The organism is Sandaracinaceae bacterium (genome assembly GCA_016706685.1).
Lineage (GTDB): Bacteria > Myxococcota_A > Polyangia > Polyangiales > Houyiibacteriaceae > JADJJE01.
Genome location: JADJJE010000012.1, coordinates 136,204 through 158,011, shown reverse-complemented (window position 1 = coordinate 158,011; position 21,808 = coordinate 136,204). Strand labels below are relative to the sequence as shown.

The 21,808-nt window shown below is 68.9% G+C and carries 17 protein-coding genes; 10 read left to right on the top strand and 7 right to left on the bottom strand.

Annotated features, from left to right (window positions below):
* Positions 1-63: 63 nt before the first annotated feature.
* The 4 genes from IPI43_15680 to meaB all read left to right on the top strand — a co-directional run bounded on the left by IPI43_15680 (position 64) and on the right by meaB (position 8,041).
* A complete protein-coding gene (locus tag IPI43_15680; GenBank protein ID MBK7775548.1) occupies positions 64-2,667 on the top strand; it encodes a hypothetical protein in 2,604 nt (867 codons plus the stop codon).
* A 117-nt stretch (positions 2,668-2,784) separates the two neighbouring features.
* Positions 2,785-4,845, top strand: coding sequence for a methylmalonyl-CoA mutase small subunit (locus tag IPI43_15675; GenBank protein MBK7775547.1), 2,061 nt, complete (start codon positions 2,785-2,787; stop codon positions 4,843-4,845).
* Between the two features lie 9 nt (positions 4,846-4,854).
* Positions 4,855-7,032, top strand: coding sequence for a methylmalonyl-CoA mutase (gene scpA, locus IPI43_15670; protein MBK7775546.1), 2,178 nt, complete (start codon positions 4,855-4,857; stop codon positions 7,030-7,032).
* Positions 7,033-7,042: 10 nt separating this feature from the next.
* Positions 7,043-8,041, top strand: coding sequence for a methylmalonyl Co-A mutase-associated GTPase MeaB (gene meaB, locus IPI43_15665; protein ID MBK7775545.1), 999 nt, complete (start codon positions 7,043-7,045; stop codon positions 8,039-8,041).
* On the opposite strand, the gene IPI43_15660 is transcribed toward meaB, so the two are convergent.
* From IPI43_15660 to IPI43_15650, 3 genes are read right to left on the bottom strand one after another with little or no spacing between them, the layout of a single operon-like run.
* Entirely contained in the window at positions 7,983-8,333 is a 351-nt protein-coding gene (locus tag IPI43_15660; protein ID MBK7775544.1) for a hypothetical protein, read from the bottom strand. The genes meaB and IPI43_15660 overlap by 59 nt on opposite strands.
* Before the next feature lie 11 nt (positions 8,334-8,344).
* Positions 8,345-9,661: a radical SAM protein gene (locus IPI43_15655; protein MBK7775543.1), complete on the bottom strand. Its 1,317-nt coding sequence runs from the start codon at positions 9,659-9,661 to the stop codon at positions 8,345-8,347.
* Complete coding sequence (locus IPI43_15650) at positions 9,654-11,255, bottom strand: radical SAM protein (protein MBK7775542.1); 1,602 nt, start codon at positions 11,253-11,255, stop codon at positions 9,654-9,656. Before IPI43_15650 ends, IPI43_15655 begins: the two co-directional genes overlap by 8 nt.
* A gap of 80 nt (positions 11,256-11,335) precedes the next feature.
* Between IPI43_15650 and IPI43_15645 the strand changes: the two genes are divergently transcribed.
* The 3 genes from IPI43_15645 (at position 11,336) to IPI43_15635 (ending at position 14,852) form a co-directional block, all read left to right on the top strand.
* On the top strand, positions 11,336-12,637 hold the full coding sequence (locus IPI43_15645) for a radical SAM protein (protein ID MBK7775541.1): 1,302 nt from the start codon (positions 11,336-11,338) through the stop codon (positions 12,635-12,637).
* A 63-nt stretch (positions 12,638-12,700) separates the two neighbouring features.
* Entirely contained in the window at positions 12,701-13,456 is a 756-nt protein-coding gene (locus IPI43_15640) for a glycosyltransferase family 2 protein (GenBank protein ID MBK7775540.1), read from the top strand.
* 640 nt (positions 13,457-14,096) lie between these two features.
* Positions 14,097-14,852 (top strand): radical SAM protein, encoded by a 756-nt coding sequence (locus IPI43_15635; protein MBK7775539.1) that lies wholly within the window; start codon positions 14,097-14,099, stop codon positions 14,850-14,852.
* Between the two features lie 2 nt (positions 14,853-14,854).
* On the opposite strand, the gene IPI43_15630 is transcribed toward IPI43_15635, so the two are convergent.
* From IPI43_15630 to IPI43_15620, 3 genes are all read right to left on the bottom strand, one after another.
* The gene (locus IPI43_15630; protein ID MBK7775538.1) at positions 14,855-16,390 is read right to left on the bottom strand and encodes a hypothetical protein; all 1,536 of its coding nucleotides are present in this window, start codon (positions 16,388-16,390) and stop codon (positions 14,855-14,857) included.
* 266 nt (positions 16,391-16,656) lie between these two features.
* Entirely contained in the window at positions 16,657-17,322 is a 666-nt protein-coding gene (locus IPI43_15625) for a hypothetical protein (GenBank protein MBK7775537.1), read from the bottom strand.
* A complete protein-coding gene (locus IPI43_15620) occupies positions 17,319-17,912 on the bottom strand; it encodes a hypothetical protein (GenBank protein MBK7775536.1) in 594 nt (197 codons plus the stop codon). Before IPI43_15620 ends, IPI43_15625 begins: the two co-directional genes overlap by 4 nt.
* 447 nt (positions 17,913-18,359) lie before the next feature.
* Between IPI43_15620 and IPI43_15615 the strand changes: the two genes are divergently transcribed.
* The 3 genes from IPI43_15615 to IPI43_15605 are packed head-to-tail and all read left to right on the top strand — an operon-like array spanning position 18,360 to position 21,149.
* Entirely contained in the window at positions 18,360-19,034 is a 675-nt protein-coding gene (locus tag IPI43_15615) for an undecaprenyl diphosphate synthase family protein (GenBank protein ID MBK7775535.1), read from the top strand.
* Positions 19,035-19,041: 7 nt separating this feature from the next.
* On the top strand, positions 19,042-20,034 hold the full coding sequence (locus IPI43_15610) for a hypothetical protein (protein ID MBK7775534.1): 993 nt from the start codon (positions 19,042-19,044) through the stop codon (positions 20,032-20,034).
* Complete coding sequence (locus tag IPI43_15605) at positions 20,031-21,149, top strand: hypothetical protein (GenBank protein MBK7775533.1); 1,119 nt, start codon at positions 20,031-20,033, stop codon at positions 21,147-21,149. Before IPI43_15610 ends, IPI43_15605 begins: the two co-directional genes overlap by 4 nt.
* 19 nt (positions 21,150-21,168) lie before the next feature.
* Here the strand turns inward: IPI43_15605 and IPI43_15600 are convergent, their stop codons facing one another.
* Positions 21,169-21,795, bottom strand: coding sequence for an alpha-ketoglutarate-dependent dioxygenase AlkB (locus IPI43_15600; GenBank protein ID MBK7775532.1), 627 nt, complete (start codon positions 21,793-21,795; stop codon positions 21,169-21,171).
* Between the last annotated feature and the right edge of the window lie 13 nt (positions 21,796-21,808).

The following is a 21,808-nucleotide window of genomic DNA, read 5'->3' as shown; positions in this document are numbered from 1 at the left end:
CGCGATCTAGCCCCGCGAGTCTTGACCGCGTCCATGGGGTGTGACCCGATTCGCACCGGGCCCATGTCCGCCGACTCCGACCGCACTCCGAAGCGCTACTCCGCGCGGCAGCTCCGCGAGCTGGACCTGAGCGTGCCCGACCCGCGCGTGGTGTGGGCCACCGAGGCGAGCGCGTCGTCCGAGTGGAGCAGTGACTACGCGGCGTCGGGGGCGTGCGGACCGCCCGATGTCTTTCCACGGCTGGGTGACCACAAGGGGACCTGGCTGTCGAGCTCGGACGACAACGCGCCCTGGCTGGACGTGACGTTTCCGGGACTGTCCGAGGCCGTGGCGCTCATCGTGTGCGAGACGTGCGGGCCCGGCTCGGTGGTCAGCGTGCGTGACCTCGACCGGGGTGATGAGCTGCTGCGGGAGGACCAGCGCGTGCCACCCACCAAGAAGGGCGCGCAGCTGCTGGTCATCCCGCTCGACCCCATCGCGGCGGTGCCGAGGCGGGTGCGCCTCACGCTGTCGGGGCACAAGAGCGACTACCAGCAGATCGACGCCGTGGGGCTGATCACCCAGCCGCTGGACGCGCTGATGGCCGCGCCTCCCGCGCCGCCGCCCACCACTCACCGTCGCTACGCGCCGAAGGAGGTCCCACTCCACGACCTGCGTGGCGACCCGCGTCTCGCGTGGGCCAAGCAGGCCCGCGCGTCTTCCTCGTACTCCTCCAGCTACGAGGCCAAGGAGGCCGTCGGGCGCCCCAACGTGTTTCCGAAGGGGGGCGACCAATACAAGACCTGGCTCTCGGACAACGGCGACCGCAACGCCTGGCTCGAGCTGGAGTTCGCGCCCACCGAGCTGTGCTACGGGTTCGTGGCCCTCGAGATCTGCGGCGCCGGGTGCATCGTGCGCGCCACGGACACCGAGGGGAAGCTGCTTTGGAGCGCCAAGCACGAGCAGGTGCCCTCGCGCGAGGCGCGGCTGCTGTACGTGCCGCTCGACCCGCCGCGCCCGCTCCGCAAGCTGCGCCTGTGGGTGTCGCCCGCCATCGACGACTACCGCGAGATCGACGCGGTGGCGCTGCTCACCGCGCCTCTCGAGCAGCTGGCCACCAAGGCCCCCGAGCCGCCGCCTCCCCCGCCGCCGCCCGTGCCGGGCGAGCCCGAGGGGGGCTTCACACAGCTCGCCGGCGTGCTGCTGGGCCCCACGCCCGAGGCGCCGCTGCTGCATCTCACACTGCGCACCAAAAAGGGCCCCTTCCCCATGAACCGCGCGGGCGACGTGCGCCTCCAGCTGGACACGGGCCGCGAGGTCACGCTCGAGATCGACCGCACCACCGTGTACGGGCGGCCGGTGCTGCGCCGCGAGGAACGCTTTGGTGAGCTGGCGGCGGAGCTGCCGTGGCTGCGCGACGAGCTGGGCACCGACGCGCCGGCGGACGACGAAGAGGTGGTGCTCGAGGGTGAGCAGCTGGTGGGTGGCGAGAGCGTGCACGTGGCGGGCAAGCCCACGGGACTCCCCTCGATGGGCGGGTTTCGCGAGGCCGCGGGCACGCACGAAAGGCTGGTGGCGGCCGCCGTCGCGAACCGGCCGCTGAGCAGCACGCCCTTCCCCAAGAACGGCACCCGTGAGTTTCACCGAGCCGCTGTGGTCGAAGCGGCGAAGGCCCCGAGAGTGCCCGTGCCCCACCCGCTCGCCCGCGCGCGCCGGGTGGCGTGGTGGGTCACCGGGGCAGCCGCGCTGGTGTTCAGCCTGATGGCCTGGCTGGTTGGCGGCCAGCCGGTCAGCGGGGGCCTGGCCCTCGAGTTCGGCCTCGCGCTGTGGGCCACGCTCTCGAGCCTGGTGCTGGCGCTCGAGTTCTCGGGGCGCAGCGCCATGATCACCCGGGTGGTGGGCGGCGTGGGGCAGAAGCGCAGCGGGCGCGTGCGCTTCATCAACCCGGCCTGGACCGCGACCTGGACGGGTATCTTCGCGGTCTGCGTGGGCATCCCGTACGGCGGGATCGTGTCGGGCCTGCCCAAAGATGCGCTGGTGCCCACCGTGTGCCTCACGCTCCTGCTGGGCGGGGTGCATGCCCTCGTGCGCGTGCTGCGCTGGCAGTGGGCCGACTTCACTGGGCTCTTCGTGGGCCTGCCGCTGCTGCTGGTGCCCGTGGGCACGCTGGGGTCGAGCCAGCGCGGGCGCTTCAGCGGCGCCCTCGAGAAGGGGTGCCGGAGCAGCGAGTCGTTCACGGCCCACAGCGAGTACCTGGGCACCACCCAGAGCGTGGACCAACAAGGCCGCGTTACCACCCACGACCGCTACCGCCACTGGCAGACACGATCGGTGTCCAGCAGCCTCGGCCAGGGAGCCAGCCTCTACCTGGCCAACGGGACACTGCTGCAGGCCGGCAAGGTGCTGCAGACGGTGGACGTCACGCTGACCCCGCGCGCCACCCAGGGCGAGGTGTACGCGAGCTTCGCCAGCGAACACGCGCCCGGCGACGTGGCCCACCTCTTCGGCGTGGCCCGCGACGTGGATGGCACCTGGGTGGTGGAGCCCTGCGACGTGCTCCTGGGGGACATGAAGGCCCTGCGGCGTGAGACCGTGCGGCACCTGGGCGCGCTCTTCGGGCTGCTCTTCCTGGTGGCGTCCGGGGTGGCGGCCGCCCTCGTGCTCTCCTCCCGAGGGGCCCCCCTCTGACGTCTCGCGGCCCCCGGCTGGAGACAAGGAGTGTTGCGGGGCTTTCGCGCTTGAACTAAGAGGTCCCCACGGTTCGACCGAGCCCCTCGGAACTCCCCCTACAGGAACGCGCGACCCATGGCCGAAGAGCCCACCCCCATCCCGAACGCTTTCGCGCCCGTCTCGAGAGACGCGTGGCAGGCGCAGGTCGAGGCCGACCTGAAAGGGAAGCCGCTGTCCTCGCTGAACACCACGCTCGAGCCGGGCATCACGCTCTCGCCGCTGTACACGGCCGCCGACGTGCCCGCGCAGCCCGCGGGCTTCCCGGGGCTGCCGCCGTTCACGCGAGGCAGCACCCCGCTCGGCAACGCCGGCACCGGCTGGCACGTGTGCCAGGAGTACGACGACCCACGCATGGAGGTGGCCGCGGCCATGGTGAAGGCCGACCTCGAGAACGGGGCCGACGCGGTGTGGATCCGCATGGCGTGCGACCAGGGGGTGCGCGTGCTCACGGCCGGCGACGTGGAGACGGTGTTGGGCGCCGTGGACCTGCGCAAGAACGCGGTGCACTTCGAGTCGCTGAGCGATGTGCTGCTGGTGTCGGCCGCTTACTTCGCCATCGCTCAGGCCCGCGGTGTCCCGCTCACCGAGCTGCGCGGGGGCCTCGGCGCCGACCCGCTGGCCACGCTGGCCGAGACGGGCACGTTGCCCGACGGCTACGAAGCGGCCGCGCGCACCATGACGGAGCTCGCGCACTACTGTCAGCAGAAGGCCCCGGGGGTGCGTGGGGTGTGCGTGTCCACGCGCCCGTACGCAGACGCCGGCGCCACCGCCACGCAGGAGCTGGCCTACGCCATCGCCACGGTGGCCGAGTACATGCGGCGCCTGATCGGCAGCGGGCTGAGCGCGGACGACGCCGCGCGGCAGATGAGCCTCGCGCTGTCGGTCTCGTCGGACTTCTTCTCGCAGATCGCCAAGCTGCGCGCGGCGCGCCTGCTGTTCGCCAAGGTGGTGGGTGCCTTCGGGGCCTCGCCCGCGGCACAGGGAACGGTGCTGCACGCGCGCACGGCGTCGTTCACCAAGACGCGGCGTGACCCGTGGGTGAACATGCTGCGCGCCACCACCGAGACGGCCGCCGCGGCCATCGGCGGAGCGGACTGCGTGGCCACCGGCGCCTTCGACGAGCTATGCGGCCCGTCCGACGCCTTCGCTCGCCGCGTGGCGCGCAACACCCACGTGGTGCTGCGAGACGAGTCCCACCTGGCGCGCGTGGCCGACGCCGCGGGTGGCAGCTGGTTCATCGAGTCGCTCACCGACACGCTAGCCCGCGCCGCTTGGGAGCAGTTCCAGAAGCTCGAGGCCGAGGGCGGCATGCGCAGGGCCATCGCCCGCGGTCTGGTCCACAGCGCGCTCCAGGCTGGGAGTGCGGCCCAACGCACGGCCATCGCCACGCGCCGCACGGCCATCGTGGGCGTCAACGAGTTCCCCAACCTGCGTGAAGAGGCCGTGAAGCGCGAGGCCATCTCCATGGATGACGTGGAGGGCGAGCTGGGCAACCCGTTCGGCCGCGGCACCCCGGACGAACGGCAAGACCTGCTGCTGGCGCTGGCTCGTGCAGCGCGCGGCACCTCGCAGCCCGGCAGCCTGGTGCCCGCCGCGGTGGCCGCCACGGCCGCCGGCGTGGACATGATGAACCTGGGCACCATGTTGCGCGACGGCTTCCCTTCGCTGCACGTGGAGCCCCTCCCGCGCTGGCACGCAGCCGACGAGTGGGAGGCCCTGCGCGACGCGAGCGACGCCACGCTGGCCCGCGATGGACGCCGGCCGAGCGCGTTCCTGGCGCAGCTGGGGCCCATCCCCGACCACAAGGCGCGCGGCATGTGGACCGCCAACCTGCTGGCCGCCGGTGGCATCGAGAGCGCGGAGAACGAGGGCTTCGCCGACGCGAGCGCGGCGCTGGCCGCCTACGACCAGAGCGACATCGTGGTGCTGGTGGGCAAGGACGACCGCTACGACGACGCCGTGGAGCTCGGCGACGCGTTCCGCAAGGCCGGCGCGAAGGTCATCGCGGTGGCCGGCAAGGTCCCCGACAAGCAAGAGCAGTATCGCTCCCAAGGCGTGGACGCCTTCCTCTACGCGGGCGCCAACGCGCTCGAGACCCTGGCCAAGCTCCACAGCGAGCTCGAGGTGGCGCGATGAGCACCTTTCCTGACTTCAGCACCCTCCTCGTTCGACGACGCCAGCCGTCCCGCAGGCAGCGCCGATGCGGCCGCGTGGCGCGAGCTCGCGGGGAGCGCCGCCGACGAGGTGTTCCAGACGCCCGAGGGCATCCCGGTCAAGCCGCTCTACACGGCCGAAGACGTGGCGGGCCTGACCCACCTCGAGGGCATGCCGGGCATCGCCCCCTTCGTGCGCGGGCCCTACCCCACCATGTACGTCCAGCAGCCCTGGACCATCCGCCAATACGCGGGCTTCTCCACGGCCGAGCAGAGCAACGCCTTCTACCGCCGCAACCTCGCGGCCGGCCAGAAGGGCCTCAGCATCGCGTTCGATCTCGCCACCCACCGTGGCTACGACTCGGACAACCCGCGCGTCTCGGGCGACGTGGGCATGGCCGGCGTGGCCATCGACTCCATCAAGGACATGCGCATCCTGTTCGACGGCATCCCGCTCGATCAGATGAGCGTGTCCATGACCATGAACGGCGCGGTGCTGCCCATCCTCGCGCTCTTCATCGTGGCCGGTGAAGAACAGGGCGTGCCCCCCGAGAAGCTGGCCGGGACCATCCAGAACGACATCCTCAAGGAGTTCATGGTCCGCAACACGTACATCTACCCGCCCACGCCCAGCATGCGGATCATCGCGGACATCTTCCGCTACACGTCCGAGAAGATGCCCAAGTTCAACAGCATCAGCATCTCGGGCTACCACATGCAGGAGGCCGGCGCGTCGCTCGACCTGGAGCTCGGGTACACGCTGGCGGACGGGCTCGAGTACCTGCGCACGGGCATCGCCTCGGGCCTCGGGGTGGACGCATTCGCGCCGCGCCTGTCGTTCTTCTGGGCCATCGGCATGAACTTCTTCATGGAGATCGCCAAGCTGCGGGCCGCGCGCCTGCTCTGGGCCAACATCGTGAAGGGCTTCGAACCCAAGAGCCAGAAGAGCCTCGCGCTGCGCACCCACTGCCAGACCTCCGGCTGGAGCCTCACCGCGCAGGACGTCTACAACAACGTGGCGCGCACCTGCATCGAGGCCATGGCCGCCACGCAGGGCCACACGCAGTCGCTGCACACCAACTCGTTGGATGAAGCCATCGCGCTGCCCACGGACTTCAGCGCCCGAATCGCGCGCAACACGCAGCTGTATCTGCAGCTCGAGAGCGGCACCACGCGCGTCATCGACCCGTGGGGCGGCAGCTACTACGTGGAGCGCCTCACGCACGACATCGCCACGCGCGCCTGGGCACACATCCAGGAGGTGGAGGCGCTGGGTGGCATGACGAAGGCCATCGAGAAGGGCCTGCCCAAGCTGCGCATCGAGGAGGCCGCCGCGCGCACGCAGGCGCGCATCGACTCGGGGCGGCAGGTCATCGTGGGCATCAACAAGCACGTGCTCGAGAAGGAGGACACCCTCGAGGTCCTCAAGATCCAGAACGCTGCGGTGCGCGAGGCACAGATCGCGCGCTTGAAGGAGCTGCGCGCCGAGCGAGACGAGGTGGCGCTGGCCGCTCGGCTCGAGGCGCTCACCAACGCGGCGGCCACGGGCGAGGGCAACCTGCTGGAGCTGGCGGTCGCCGCCGCGCGGCAGAGCGCCACGGTGGGCGAAATCAGCCTCGCGCTGGAGAAGGTCTACGGCCGCCACGAGGCCACCATCCGGAGCATCCAGGGCGTGTACAGCAGCGAAGCGGGCCAAGGCGGCAAGGACGCGGGGGGGATGGAGGCGGTGCGTCAGCGCAGCGCCAAGTTCGCCGAAGACAACGGCCGGCGGCCGCGCATCCTGGTGGCCAAGATGGGCCAGGACGGGCACGACCGCGGGCAGAAGGTCATCGCCACCGCGTTCGCGGACCTGGGCTTCGACGTGGACATCGGACCGCTGTTCCAGACGCCGGCCGAGACCGCGCGCCAGGCCGTGGAGAACGACGTGCACGTGGTGGGCGCGAGCTCGCTGGCCGCCGGTCACCTCACGCTGGTGCCGGAGCTCAAGCGCGAGCTGGCGGCCCTCGGGCGCGACGACATCATGGTGGTGGTGGGCGGCGTCATCCCGCCGCAGGACTACGACGAGCTCTACGCGGCGGGCGCGGCAGCCATCTTCGGGCCGGGCACCGTGATCTCCAAGGCCGCTCTCGAGCTGCTGGACAAGCTCGACGCCATCGTGGCGGACGACTGAGCCGCGCGTGGTGGCCACCCGCAAGCGCCTGAGCCTCGAAGAGTACGTGGAGGGCTTCCGCGCGCGCGACCGCGCCGTGCTCGCGCGCGCCATCACGCTGGTGGAGAGCGACGCAGAGCGGCACGTGGCCCAGGCTCAAGAGGTGCTCACCGCGCTCCTGCCGCTCACCGGCGGCGCGCGGCGCGTGGGCATCAGCGGCGTGCCCGGCGTGGGCAAGAGCACGTTCATCGACGCCTTCGGCACGCTGCTCACCCAGCAGGGCATGACGGTGGCCGTGCTGGCCATCGACCCCAGCAGCAGCGTCTCGGGCGGCAGCATCCTGGGCGACAAGACGCGCATGGCGAAGCTCTCGCGGGACGACCGGGCGTTCATCCGTCCGTCTCCCACCAGCGGCACCCTTGGCGGCGTGAACCGCAAGACGCGCGAGACCATGCTGCTGTGCGAGGCCTTCGGCTTCGACGTGGTGCTCATCGAGACCGTGGGCGTGGGCCAGAGCGAGACGGTGGTCGCCGACATGGTGGACTTCTACCTGGTGCTCATGCTGGCGGGCGCCGGCGACGAGCTGCAGGGCATCAAGCGCGGCATCCTCGAAGTGGCGGACATGCTGGCCATCAACAAGGCCGACGGCGACAACGAGGTCTACGCCAAGCGCGCGCGCAGCGAGTACGAGATGGCGCTGCACTTGATGCGCGGGCACGGCGGCTCGTGGCACCCGCCGGTGCTCACCTGCAGCGCGCTGCTGAACGTGGGCCTCGCCGAGCTGTGGGCCAAGATCGAAGAGCACCGCGAGAAGCTCACCGCCACCGGCGAGCTCGCCGCCCGCCGCGAGAAGCAGCTGGTCCACTGGATGTGGAACATGATCGAGGAGCGCCTGCTCGCCGAGCTGCACGGAGCGCCCGGCGTGCGCACGCTGCTGCCCCAGCTGGAGAGCGACCTCCGCGCCGGGCGGGTCACCGCCACGAGCGCAGCCACCACGGTGCTGAACGCGTTCGAACACACTCGGCGGTAACGACCGCGAGCTTCATCACCACGTTGATCGACGTGTGGGTGTTGTCTGCGCGGTCATGGTGCGCACGCGGCGCGCAGGCTATCGACCTGGCCCCTTGGATGCGGGAGATGTGGTCCTGCCTGGGGCTGAGCGCCACCATCTGCGCCCCGCGCCTGAGCATCCTGCGGCTCAGGCCGTGTAGCCCGCAGCCCATGTCGAGCACGCACTGTGCCGTATCGGGCAACATGCCGAGCACGTTGTCCACGTAGAGCTGCTGAGCCTCGGGGTTGTGACCGGAGAGGGCGCTGGTCACACGCCCGCAACTCACACGAATGGTCGAAGTCCGGCCTCGCCGAAGCGCTCCAGGTAATTGCGTCGCACACCGACGCATGTGCCCACTCGATTGCACGTGCGACACAGGTCGGTGTTGGTAGTGCGCGCCGCCATGTGGTGGGCCCCCAGCTCGCGGCGCGCATCAGGCAGCAGATCCGGCTGGTCGTGGAAGACGCAGCTCGGAAACCCGCACGAGCCGAAGTTCTCGACCGAGACACCCGCCGCACGGAGCCGCCGCGTAGCGCGCACCAGGGGATCGCGCACGTCGTCAAGGGACACGAACGAGCTCCCTAAGCGCTCGGTGTCGTGGTAGCCGCCCGCCTGAGAGAAGTTGACCACCGGGACCTGCCTGGGAAACGGCGCCGCGAACTCGGTAGCCACGTACTCCGCCAGCTCCGGCAGCTGAAGCACGTTGTCCCGCTCGACCAGGCAGTTGAACGCCACCTTGAGGCCCGCACGCAGGGCGGCGTGAACGCCCGCAATCGTCCGGACGTGGGTGCCCGGAGCGCGGGTCATGCTGTCCGAGACCTTGGGATCCGCGGAGTGCAGCGACACCAGCAGCACCTCGAGTCCAGCATCCGCCAGGCGCTCGGCGAACTCGGCCTTTGCGAACTTGATGGCGTTGGTCTGCATGGAGACACGCAAGCCGTGGATCTTGTGCGCTCGCTCGACCAGCTCGGGGAGGCGCCGAAAGAGCGTGGGCTCCCCCGTGATCGTCAGCATGTCGACGCCGATGGTTCCGATCTCGTCCAGCCAGGTCCAGTACAGTTCCTCCGGTGGGGACGGCCAGTCGCGACCCTGCCAGCAGAACGTGCAGTCTTGGTTGCAGCGAAACCCGAGGCGCAAGATGGCCGCGCGACCTACGGTGTTGGGCTCGAGGCTCCGATAGGTGCGGTCGTGGACGTCGGCGAAGGGCCGCACGCGGTTCACGACGTCGAACAACTGCGCCAGTCCGAGAGTGCCGGATTCATGCCGCTTCAGGAGCCCGGCGACGACGCGTCGCAGCGCGGGCGCGCGCTGCAGTCCGGCGTCGGACCACGCGCGCCGGACACGCACGGACCCACCTTCCGCGCGCCATGCTCCGGCCCGCTCCGAGGCAGGCTGTCGTAGTTCGAGCTGGACGGCGCCACCCTCCATGGCGATGCGCAGGTCGAGACCTCCGGGCACGAACCGCCAGCCGACGTCCGCACCGCCGGGTGCCTCGACGAAGGCCCGGACTCTGTTGCCGAGCTCGGTCTTCATGGGGCCGACGAAGGGAGTGAGGGGGTCGACCAAGTCCACGGGTGCAGCCCCTAATTGCTCATCCATGCGTCGGCACCGAGCCAGCCACCGCCGCGGCAAAGATGTGCTTCTGCGCCTCCTGCGACACGCAGCCATCGAACTCCACGTGAACGGGGGTGTGTTGGCCGGCGCCTAGCACCAAGCGCACCTGACCCGCACTGCCGTTCGCGTCATGAACGGGGATCCCGACACCGAACTCCTCCGAGAGGCTCTGGGTCTTCCCGAAGCGCAGTCCGTTCGGCCCGTTGGTCACCCGACGGAGGCGCAGCAGTGCATGGCGTAGCTCAAGCACGCCGCGCTTGCGGTCGTCCGGCAGCATGAGCGACTCCACCAGCTCGGCGCCGGAGAGCGTGGGTTCGATGACCCCGAGGTCCGCCTTCGAGAGGCGCTTCACCAGCACAGCGAAGGCACGCGCGGTGTCCGAAGCGGTGGCCCGGGTCATGCGAAGCACCAGCGAGAAGTCCCGCGAGCGAGCGAGCGCCCGAGGCGCGGGGGGCGGCCCGAAATGGAAGGTGGCGGTCCCCGAAGGTGTCCGTACGTTCACGTCGACACCGTTCGCGTCACCGCCGAGGACGTCCAGCGCCCAGTCGCTCGACTCAGGCTCGGCCACGCCGCTGAGCTGGGCGAGGTACGCCCCCACGACCGCCCTCAGGTCTCGCCGCGCGGGCGACACGGCCCGAAGCGTGGCGAGGCTCACCGGCTGGATGAGCGCGAGGTCTCCGCGCTCGAGCATGACGTCTGGCAGGCCCTTGCAACGGGGGCGTGTGAGGCAGCTCGCGCACGACGGCAGGAAGCCATGCGCCTCGCGCTGGTAGCTGTATTTGTCCAACGGGTCCCGCAGGCTGGCTCCACCGTCGCCGCTGATGGTCCACGTGAACTCGCCGCCGTGCTCGATGATGCGCGCGAACTCGGGCAGCACGCAGTACGGCAGGTTCCCGATGTTCACCTCGATGCCGGAGCCGAGCCGCTCGAAGCCCTCCATCATCTCTGTCATTCGAGCGCGCACCACGCCGTAGTCCGGAACCAGCGATGCGACCTCTTCCTCGCTGCGCTCCCCCGTGCTGTGGGGCCGGACCATGTCCGCATGGAACTGCACCACGCCGTACTGCGCGAGGAGCGCCGGATACATGGGCAGTGAGTCCACATTGTTGCCGTTGACGCATGTATTGACGGTGATGCGCTGCCCGAGTTCTTGCAGCACCGCCATGCCGTGCACGATGCGCCTGAACGACCCCGGTCGCTTGGTGTTGCGGTCGTGCGTGACCTCGTCGCCACCTTGGATGGAGAACCGCCAGGTGAACGGCCCGAAGCTGGTGATGCGCTCGATGAAGTCGCGCTTGCCCGTGCGCGCGCCGTTGGTGAAGATGGTGATCTCTTCGAAGCCAAGTGTGGCGGCGTAGGCCATCAGGTCGTCGAAGCCCGACTGGAGCGTGGGCTCCCCACCGAGGAAGGTCACGCGGCGCACGCCCTCGACCACGGCGCGATCGAGCTCCATGCGCATCTGGTAAACTGGGTTGGGCTCGGCCAGGCCGCGCTCCGTGAGCTGTCCGCAGAGGCAGAACACGCACCGGTTGTTGCAGTGATGCCCGAGGTTGAGCTCGAGCTGGGCAGCCGCAGCCATCTCCGCACCTTACTCGATTGGAGTGGCAGCGCCAAGCGCTTAGGACCGCGCAGCATTCCTCTGCATGTTACCATCGCAGCATGGACCAGCACAGCCCCTCTGCCCCGCGCACCTCGGAATCGAGCGAAAACGACCTCGCGAAACGGTTGTGGCACCACGGCTTTCGTAGGTGGCTGGAGGTCAACCCACGATGGACGATGGGTCGTCCCTTCACCGCTCATCGGCGGGTCTACTTCCCAGTGACCGACGCCACCCGAAGCTTCCAGATTGTCGTCGAGGACGCGACCTTGGCCAGCCAGTCCGAGTTTCGGGGCCGGCACCTGGCCCTGCGCGCGCAAGGCGAGTTGCCCTCGCCCCGCGTCGTGAACGAGCTCGGCCAAATCGTGATGCGCCTCGACGCCAAAGGCCTCTCGTTTCCTGCAGGCGGGACGGACGCGAAGCGCGTCGAACTCTTCATCAGCAGCGCCTGCAACCTGCAGTGTTACTTCTGCATCGAGTCCGAGCGAATCAACAGCCGCTCATTCATGCCCTGGGAGACCATTGAGAAGCACCTGAGGGAAAACGCTGCGCGGGGCGTCCAGCTGATTCAGTTCATGGGCGGTGAGGCGACCATCCACCCTCGCTTCGTCGACGCCCTGCGTCTCTGCCGTGAGTTGGGCATGCGAACGTTCGTGATTACGAACCTGCTGCGCTGGGCCCGCATGGATTTCGCGGAGGAGGTCAAGGGTCTCCTGGACGAGGTCATGATCAGCCTCCACGCATTCGGCGACGAACGCGGCACCCACATCACGGGACACTCGTCGTGGTGGCGACTCTTCAACACGGCGTTCGACAACTTTCTCGAGCACCGCGGAGAGGAGCGCGTGCGAATCGCTACCGTGATGTCGCGGAGCAACGTGGATGACCTCGAGAAGATGGCGGCTCTCTTGGTGCGTGCGCGTCCCGAGCGCTGGATCATGGGCAACGCGGTGCCCATCGACGGCACCCGGATTCCCAGCGAGGACGAGGCACTGCGGCTCTCCGAGCTACGGGAACTCCAACCTAAATTCATAGCATTGAGCCAGTCTGTCCGCGCCCACGGATGTCGTCTCATCTTCTTCTGTTTTCCCCATTGTGTGCTCGGCGAATCCCTTTGGGACGACACTCACGACGATGTGCTCGATGACCAGGATCTCTCAGACAACGCTGCCGGCGAGCGCGAGGACGTCAACTTCTGGTCGCGAGCCGAATACCACGAGGCTCCCAAGCCCGTGACGCTGGGACGCATGCGGCCCGAGAGCTGCTCGGGGTGCGAGCGGCGGAGCCGCTGCGGTGGCCACTTCTCCGACTACTTTCGTAAGTTCGGCACATCCGAAATCGTCCCTGTGAGGACGCTGTCATGAGCCGAGCGCTCCGGGCGCAGTTTTCGGACGAGCCCCGCCACCCGCCGTGTTAGCGTCTGGTGCATGTATGGCAGGTTTCGGGTAGGCGTGGTTTACCCCGCGTACAACGCCGTGCGCACCCTCGAAGAAGTCGTTAGCTCGATCCCCGAAAACCTCGTGGACGCCCAGCTTCTCGTTGACGACGCCAGCCAAGACGGGACCGTGGCTCTCGCTGCGCAGCTCGGGATCCCCATGCTCGTGCACCCACAGAATCGCGGCTATGGGGCGAATCAGAAGACCTGCTACGCCGCGATACTCGACCTGAAGCCGACGGTGGACATCATCGTGATGTTGCACCCCGACGCACAGTATCCTGCGTACCTTCTGCCCGCGCTCATCGCTCCCATTGCGGATGGGACGTGCGACCTCACTCTGGGATCACGATTCGCTGACCTCGATCCGCGACACGGTGGAATGCCAACGTACAAGTACTACGCGAACCGCCTGCTCACGCTCGGACAGAACGCTGTGCTCCGCACCCAACTAACGGAGTTCCACACCGGATATCGCGTCTTCTCCAGACACGTACTCGAGTCCCTGCCCCTGCATCGCAACAGCAACGACTTCAAGTTCGACGTGGAGGTACTGACGCAGTGCGTGGACCGCGGGTACCGCATTGGTGAAGTGGCTTCACCCGCACGCTATTTTCGAGGCGCTTCGTCGGTGGGACCGTGGGCCAGCATCAAGTACGGTCTGGGCGTCGTCGAAACGACCGCAGCGTATTGGGCCCACCGCCGCGGAATCCGGTGCGACGATCGCTTCGGGGGGTGTTCGAACTGATGCTGTCGACACGATGCAGCACAAGCGCGCTGAACACGCGATACCAGCGCATTCTCTTCGTATTCCCTCCGACGGGAACGTACTGCCGAGAGGACCGATGCCAGTCCTTCTTCCGCCTCGACCTAGTGCCCCAGATGCGTCCACCACTCGAAGAGTGCGAGGCGGCGGGCGCGCTGCGAGCGCTTGGTGTTGCCTCTCATTTGATCGATGCTCCGGCGCTGCAGTGGGACGCTGAACGAACGCTGGCGGAGGTCCTCGCGTGGCGAGCCGACCTCGTCGTCGTGACGACCACGTTCGGATCGCAGGACGACGACCTCGCCTGGCTGGCGGAGCTACGCACGCGCGCGCCGTCGCTCGACACGTGCGTACGAGGTGCGCCGGTTTACACCCAGGCTCGCGATCTGCTCCTCCATCCGGCGCGACCGACCTTCTGCGTGAAGGGCGACTACGAACTCGTCTTCGACGCCGTCGCGCGACACGGCTGGCTCGGTGCGCCTGGAGCGGTCTACCTGAGCGAAGGTTCCGTCGTCGACGGAGGCGCACCAATGCCGCGAACTTGGACCATCTCCCTCGTCCGGATCGGACGATCATTACGCCCTCGCTCTACCGCGTCCGTGGAGGCCCTCGACCGCAAGCGACGGTGCACGTGCAGCGTGGCTGCCCATTTCCTTGCTCGTTCTGCCTCGTTGCCACGGTGTCTGGCAAGCAGGCACGCCACCCGAGTCCGGAACGCGTGGCCAGCGAGATCGCGGAGCTCTGGGACGCTGGCTACCGCTACTTCTATCTGCGGGCTGAGACCTTCACGTTGAACCGCAAGTGGGCGCTCGCAACATGTGAGGCCATCCGTGCGCGATGCCCCGGGGCGCGATGGGTGACCGCAACTCGGATCGACACCACCGACGAAGAATCGTTGCGCGCGATGGCCGCGGCGGGCTGCTATGGCATCAGCTTCGGCGTAGAGACCGGGAGCGAGTACATCGGACGCCACATCCGCAAGGTCCCCGACGCAGAGCAAACCAGGCGCGTGTTCAGGGCCTGCGATCGCCTCGGCATCCTCAGCCTGATGTACGTGATGGTCGGATTTCTGTGGGAGACCCGGTCCACACTCACCGAGACGTCAGACTTCGTTCGACGCGTCGATCCCGATCTGCTCACCGTGTACTTCGCGCACCCGTACCCGGGCACGACCTACTACAACGAGGTCCGCGAAGCCGGCGTCCTTCCAAACCCGACACGCGCTCAAGCCGAGGCCGCCTTCCGACCTGAGCAGCTCGAACGGCGGGAGGTCGAGCGCTTCGCACGCACCCTCATAGCGTCGCACTACACTCGGCCACGAACGGTCATCCGGCTGGCTACCAAGGCTGGCCCAACCCTGGCTCGAATGCTCCTCGCGTGACTTCAACGCGTTAGAGGCAGTTCGTAGACGCTCATCAGGTCGTCCTGATAAATCGGCGGCTGTGCGGTCTCTAAGGCCGGACGCCCCGGCCACCATCCCCCGACCGCGCGTTCGAGGTTGGGGAACGGGACGAGTTGGCGCGCAACGCTCTTCGCTCGGAGTCCGGCGCGGTAGAAGCGCGCGACTTCCTCACCGACCCGATGGTGGACGATCAACACGCCGCGCGTGTCTCGGAGCGTCCGGGGAGAAGCGGTTCCAGGCACGGTGTGAAACCGAAAGCCGGGCGTGTCGAACCGCGACTGCCATGGCCCAACGCCAAGACCAGCCATGCGCACATGTCTTCCGTGGACGCGCTGATAGAGCCCATACACCGGGAAGGGAAAGATCACAGGCGCCTCCACGACGACTCCTGCTGGCAGAGACGGCAGCACCTCCGAATAGAACGGCGGGACTATGGCTCGGAGCTCGGGGTCCTCGGGATCCAGGTACGCCATGATGGGGTTTGCGTTGTAGGCGTCGGTCTCGCGGATGCTGTAGCCCCAACCTACGAGCGCGTGGACGAACACAGCGAGCACGCCGCTGGCCGCGACGACCGACGAAGCCTTGGTCCATCGTCCTCGGAGGGCTTCGTCGAACCAAGCGAGGGTCCCTGCCAGAAGGAGAAACCCAAAGGGCAGCACTTGCACATGGTATCGGAGCCAGATCATGGGGACCTGGATGAAGTAGGAGTGCAACCACAGCATGGCGAGCACCTGCGAAGACACCAGCACGACAGCGCCGACGCCGATCCAAGCAGCCCGCCGCACCAGCCAGATCGCCCCTGGCAGCATCGTCAGACCGACCGCCCACCACGGGACTGGCGCTTCGGCGTAGATGGGCAACATCAACGCACCCTCCACCGTAGCGAGTTCGACGGAACCACGTCCTCCGTAGCGTTGTATCGTCTCGGCGAGCGACGCTGCGCTCGGCGCCAAGGTCAACGCCAGCGTAGCGACGTACGTCGTCAGGATGAGGGGCAACACGGAGCGCGGCACTGGTTCGACGGGCCGGCGGAATAGAACTGCGGCGCAGACCACCGCCATCAAGACGCTGCTGCTCCCGAGCGTTATGGGGTGGAACCACGGCGAGAGCGCGGCCAGCGAAGCGGCAACCATGAGCCGGACACGACTCGGGTTCTCTGTATGGAGCTCATGGGCAGAGAGAGCGGCGGCGGAGACCAAGAGCGTCGGCGTGATGGCGTGCGGCCGAGCTTCGCGCGACAGGTACACGAGGTAAGGGGACACGCTCACGAGTCCGCCGAGGAGCAAGGCGGGGGCTGGCCGGAGATATCGAATGCTCAGCCAAGCCACGACCAGCGCGAGCGTTGTCCCGCCCAAAGCCGCCGGCGCCCGTAGCCAGAACTCGTTCAAACCAAACGTGTCGTTGACGAACTCAGCGTAGAGGCTGAGCGGAATACACGCGTCGTTGAGGTTGAAATTCGTGGCGATCCACGCGTAGTCCCTCTCCGCAACCACATCGAGAATCCAAGCTTCGTCCATCCACGGAAGCACTTCACCGAGACGCCACCAGCGGAGCAGAACGCCAACGACGACTAGAACTCCGAGCAGGCCGTACTCCCACCAACCCCCACGAGAGGACCTTTCGTCGGCATCGGGCGTCGCTTCTTCAGCTCGGTTCAGTGGACGCTGGAGCATCGGATGCGCTGCGGACCATACGCCGGTCGATCCCTCGTGACGAGCAAAAGTTCACCTCGACGGGAGCCGTGTTCTCGAACTGGTCGCCCCCCGAGACGAGTGCTGGGGGACTAGAAGACGGAGGAGCGCGGGGCGATGTCGGAGAGCGCACCGAGCGGTCGGCGTTCGCGCTCCAGCAGGCTGGGTTCGATGGCGTGCAGGAAGCTCGCGCCGTCCACCCGGGCGGCGATCAACCAGCGTTCCGGAGCACCACGGGCGGGACCGATGCAGAGCTCCCCCACCCCCAGCGCCAGCCACTGGAGGCCACGCTTGCCGCCCTGGGTGGCCAGCATCCCGATGGCGGAGACCTCGGTGCGCGCGGCGCGATGGGTGCTCTCGATGCGCACGAGAGCGTGGCTGGCCAGCGTGACGCGCGCGGGAACACCGGGCAGCGGCCGATGCCACTCGCCCACAGTGAGCCGACGGGGCAGGCAAATGGGCGCGAGGTGCAGGTTGGGTCCTCCCGCGGCGGTGATCTGCACGACCTCCGCGAAGGACTCGGCATCGATCTCGAAGACCGTCTCGTCCAGCGCGCGCCATGCTCCAGCGTCTTCGATGTAGCGCACCACCGTGCGACGAAAGCCTCCTGCCGTGGGGCCCGGTGTGCACCGCGAGGCAGCCAGAGACAGCTCGCCCCGCTGGTCCTGGTAGAGCAGTTCGGCCTCGCCACGGGGAATGAAGTCCGCGAGGTCTACCTGCGGGGCGCGCGCCCGGAGGATGTGGACCTGCAGGCTCACGCGCCCTCGCCCAGGGCCTGGTGCTTGACGGCGGTGCCGGCTACCCGTGGCTGTAGGAGCGGCCGAGACGGGTTCGTTCCAGAGCCGTAGCCGCGCAGGAGCGCTTCGGCGGCGACCAGGTCGACGCCCGTCACGGCCCCGATGCGGGCGTCGTTCGCAGCCACGAAGCGCGGCTCGCTCGCGGAGGTCTCGCCGCGGGTGAGCGCAATCTGTTCGACGCAGGACTGCGCCGGGTCCGTGGCCGTCGCCTCCCAGCTGTCCGGGAGGCGCACCGCAGCGTGCTGAGTCACCCCCCAGGAGTCCAGTTCGTAGGCCGCGAGCCAATCACACGCTCGTCCTAGGGCGGTGCGCAGCGGCGCCTGCGGGTCGGGGTTGACCCACACCATCCCCGCGAACTCCTCGCAGCGCACGGCGTGCAGGTGGAGGTCTTCGAGGGGCTTCACCTCGAAGCCATGCGCATCTGGAGCCCCGATGCACTGGCCATGGGCAGGCCGGAAGATGAAGTGTCGATGGGCGCCACGCAGCACCGCGCGACACCCCCGATGCGCATCCACCAGCGCGCGCGAGGCGTACTCTTCGACGAGGTTCACGGAGTCTGTATACCTCGATTGGCGGTCGTGGTGGTCGCCGGTTGACCCAGAGTGACAAGCAGATCGCGCTCCTCGAGTGCACCACGATGTCGGTCGAACTCGTCGCCCGAGGGGCGCAAGATGGCGTCCGCCCCGCCAGTAGTCGCAGCCGATCCCAACGACCGTCCGTGCGACAAGCAACCGGGCCAGGGGCGCCACCGACTCGAGCCCCAGACCGAGGTCATTCGAGCCACCATCGAGTTCCGCGACATCCAGCCGGGGCTGAGAGCTGCTCACGTCCACTTGGGCCAGGTCAGCCAGCGACTGGGACGTGGTCTGCAAGGCCGTCGCCGAGCTCGTCATCGCTGCGAGCGATGACGGGGGGAAGAACATCGCGATGCTGGTAGCATGGGGCGATGTACACCCGAGTGTCGAGCACGCCCGCGCGCCGGTGCGGAGCGTGAGCGTGTGACCGCGAGTCCCGTCCGCCATCTGGCGATAATCCCTGATGGCAACCGGCGTTGGGCGCGTGCGCAGGGCCTGTCCGCGCAAGACGGGCATCGCGCTGGCATCGCCGCCATCGACGCGGCGCTGCGTGCCGCCTTCGACAGCGGTGCCGAGTGCGTGACGTTCTGGTGGGGTTCACCGGCCAACCTGCAGAAGCGAGACCCCGAGGAGGTGCGCGGCATCCTTTCGGCCCTGAGCGACTGGCTCACCGGAGCCGCCCCCGCGCTTCTGCGCGAGTACGAAGCACGCTTCTCGGCCTACGGCCGCATCGACGAGCTGTGTCCCTCGCTGGCCGGCCCGCTCGCCGTCGCCCGCGCCGCCGCCGGCACGGGCCCGCGCCGGGTGGTGCTCTTGATGGCGTACGACGGCCGAGACGAGATCCGGGCCGCCGTCGCGAGGCTCACCCGTGGCGAAGTGCAGGCGCTCGAGGACGGGCTCTGGACCGCGGACTTGCCCGACGTGGACCTGCTCATCCGCTCGGGCGACTCGGCGCACCTGAGCGCGGGCTTCATGATCTGGCGCATCTCGGAGGCGAGGCTCTGCTTCGTGCCGGAGTTGTGGCCCGCCGTCGGCCCGGACCAAGTGCGAGCGCTGATGGCCTCCGCCGGAACCAGCGCCCGGCGCTACGGAGCGTGAGGCGGCGATGAGCGCTCGGACCATGGCGCGACAGCACGCGGATGCCTCGCTGGCGCTCTTCGACGCGCTGTCGCGAGCGGGCGGCGGGCATCGCATTGCGCCCGCCGTGCGCAACTTCGTGGAGCGGTCTGCGGAGATCACGGCGGAGGACCAGCCGTTCTCCATGAAGTACGACGGCTATCTGGCCGCCGGCGAGCGCGCAGCCTGGGGCTTCACCGTGAACTCACGCTTCGACCCGCGCCCCGTGCGTGACCTCGTGGGAGAAGCCGCGTCGGTGGTGGGAGCCGAGCGCATCACGGAAGCGGCCGAGGCGCTGGCCCATGCGCTGCCCCGGCCCGGGGTGACCACGCTCTCGTTCGCGTTCGACGCGCCGTCGGTGCCGCCGCGCTTGAAGGTCTACTTCCAGGAAGATGCTTGGGGCGCGGGGGTCGGCACGGCGGCCGAGGTGGACGCCGCGTTGGCCCACCTCGACCTCGGGTGCGTCCTACCTTCGTGGGTCGAGCCCGATGCCGTGGTGGGCGTGGTGACCCTCGAGGCGCCACCCGCCGCGCGCGGTCTGCGCGCGAAGGCCTACCTGGGCGCTGCGGACAACACCGAGGGCCTCTTTCCCGCCGCGTCGGAGGAGGTGGGACACCTCGCGAGCGTCATGCGCCACGCCTCTCCGCTGACGCCGGCGTACTACTACCTCACGCTGCGCATGGAGCGCGACGCCCCGGTGCGCTACGCGTTCAACAAGATCTACGACTTCTCGCAGATGCGCTTCGGCCGTGACGCCGAGGCCACGCTGAGCGCGTTCCGCGACATCGGGGGTCTCTTCTCGGCGGCCGGCCAGCGGGCGGACTTCCGCAGGGTGGTTCGTGAGCTCGCCACCCCGCTGGCCGACGGGCGCGCCCCGTTGGTGGTCCCCACCGCGTCCGCGGTGGAGAACCAAGGACGCTCGGTGGACTTCTACTGCGCTGCGTTCGCGCTTGCGCCCGCGCGTGGAAGCGCACTCCGATGAAGTGGGCCCTCGCTTTGTTCGTGGTCGCCCACGCCCTCCTCCACACCATGGGCTTCGCCAAGGCGTTCGGGTTCGCCCAGCTGGACGCCCTGAAGGTGCCCATCGGACGGGCGGCCGGCGCGGCGTGGCTGATGGCCTGCGTGCTGCTCGTGGCGACCGCCCTGCTGATCGCGGTCGGACCTCGCTCGCCCGGCCTCGCCCTCGCGCTCTCGGCGGTGGGGCTCGTGGCCGCGCTCGTGTCGCAGGCGGTCATCGTCTCGTCGTGGTCGGACGCCAAGTTCGGGACGCTGCCGAACGTCGTGCTGCTGGTCTTCGCGGGGTGCGTGTTCGCGGCCTTCGGCCCGGTGGGGCTGCGCGCCGAGTACCGTGAGCGCGCGGAGGCCCTGCTGGCCCGCACGCGCCCCGGCGAGGTGCTCACCCAGGCGAACGTCGTGTCGCTGCCCGCCCCGCTCCGGCGGTACCTCGCGGTCAGCGGCGCCATCGGCCGGCCCGTGCCAGCCAGCTTTCGAGCACGCTGGCGTGGCCGCATCCGCAGCGCGGCGGATGCCGGCTGGATGGCGCTCGAGGCCGAGCAGCTGAACGCGACCACCCCTGCGGAGCGCCTCTTCTTCATGGAGGCCACCATGATGGGGCTCCCCGCCATCGGCCTTCACGCCTACGTGGGCGACAACGCCAGCATGGACGTACGCGCGCTCGGCCTGGTGCAGGTGGCCGAGGGGCACGGCGCTGCGATGACCCGGGCCGAGACAGTCACCCTGTTCAACGACTTGGCGGTGTTGGCACCCGGTGCGCTGACCGCCATGCCCATCGCATGGACCGAGCTCGCACCCAACCGCCTGCGGGGCGAGTTCACGAACGCGGGCCACACCATCGCGGCAGAGCTCGTGTTCGGCGAGGACGGCATGCTGCAGGACTTCGTCTCGGACGACCGCGGGCGCGACGTCGAAGGGCGCTTCGTGGTCACGCGCTGGTCCACTCCGCTCTCGAGCCCGCGCGACTTTGGTGGGCTGCGCATCCAGAGCCGCGGTGAGGCGCGCTGGGCCACGGCCGGCGAAGAGTCCTTCGCGTACATCGAGCTCACGCTGCTCGAGCTCACGCACGACCCCGTACCGTGATCCACGGTGGGAGCGCGCATCAGGGCGGGCCGATAATCGTGCGGAAAGTCAGGTTGATGCGCGGCGTGCGCACTTGCTTCGTCTTGGGCAGCGCGTGCTCCCAGTGCCGCTGGGTGACGCCCGCCATGACCACCAGCTGCCCGCTGTCGAGCACCAGCGAGACCTTGCGGCGGTCCGCTTTGTGGCGAAGGTCGAAGCGGCGCCGGGCCCCGAGGCTCAGCGACGCGATGGTCGGGGTGCGCCCGAGCGCGCCTTCGTCGTCGCTGTGCCAGCTCATGCCCTCGTCGCCGTTGCGGTAGAGGTTGAGCAAGCACGCGTTGAACGTGCTCCCCACCGCGGCCTCGACGCGCTGCCTCACCGCCAGCAGCAGCGGCGTCCACGGCCGCGCCACCTTGGTGGACCCCGAGTAGCGATACGCCTCCTCCCGGTCGCCGTACCACGCCACCTGCCGCGCCGTGACGAGGCGCTTGCCCGCGATGACCAGCTCGTCGTGCTGCCACGCCACCTCGTCCAGCAGCGCGGAGAACAGCGCCAGCGCCTCGTCGTCGCCGTACACGCGCCCGTGGTCGTAGACCTCGCCATCGGCCGGCAGCAGGTTGCGGGCCGGTTCGGCATCCGTCGCGAAGAGGTCGAGGGTGGGCGTCATGAGCTGGCCTCGT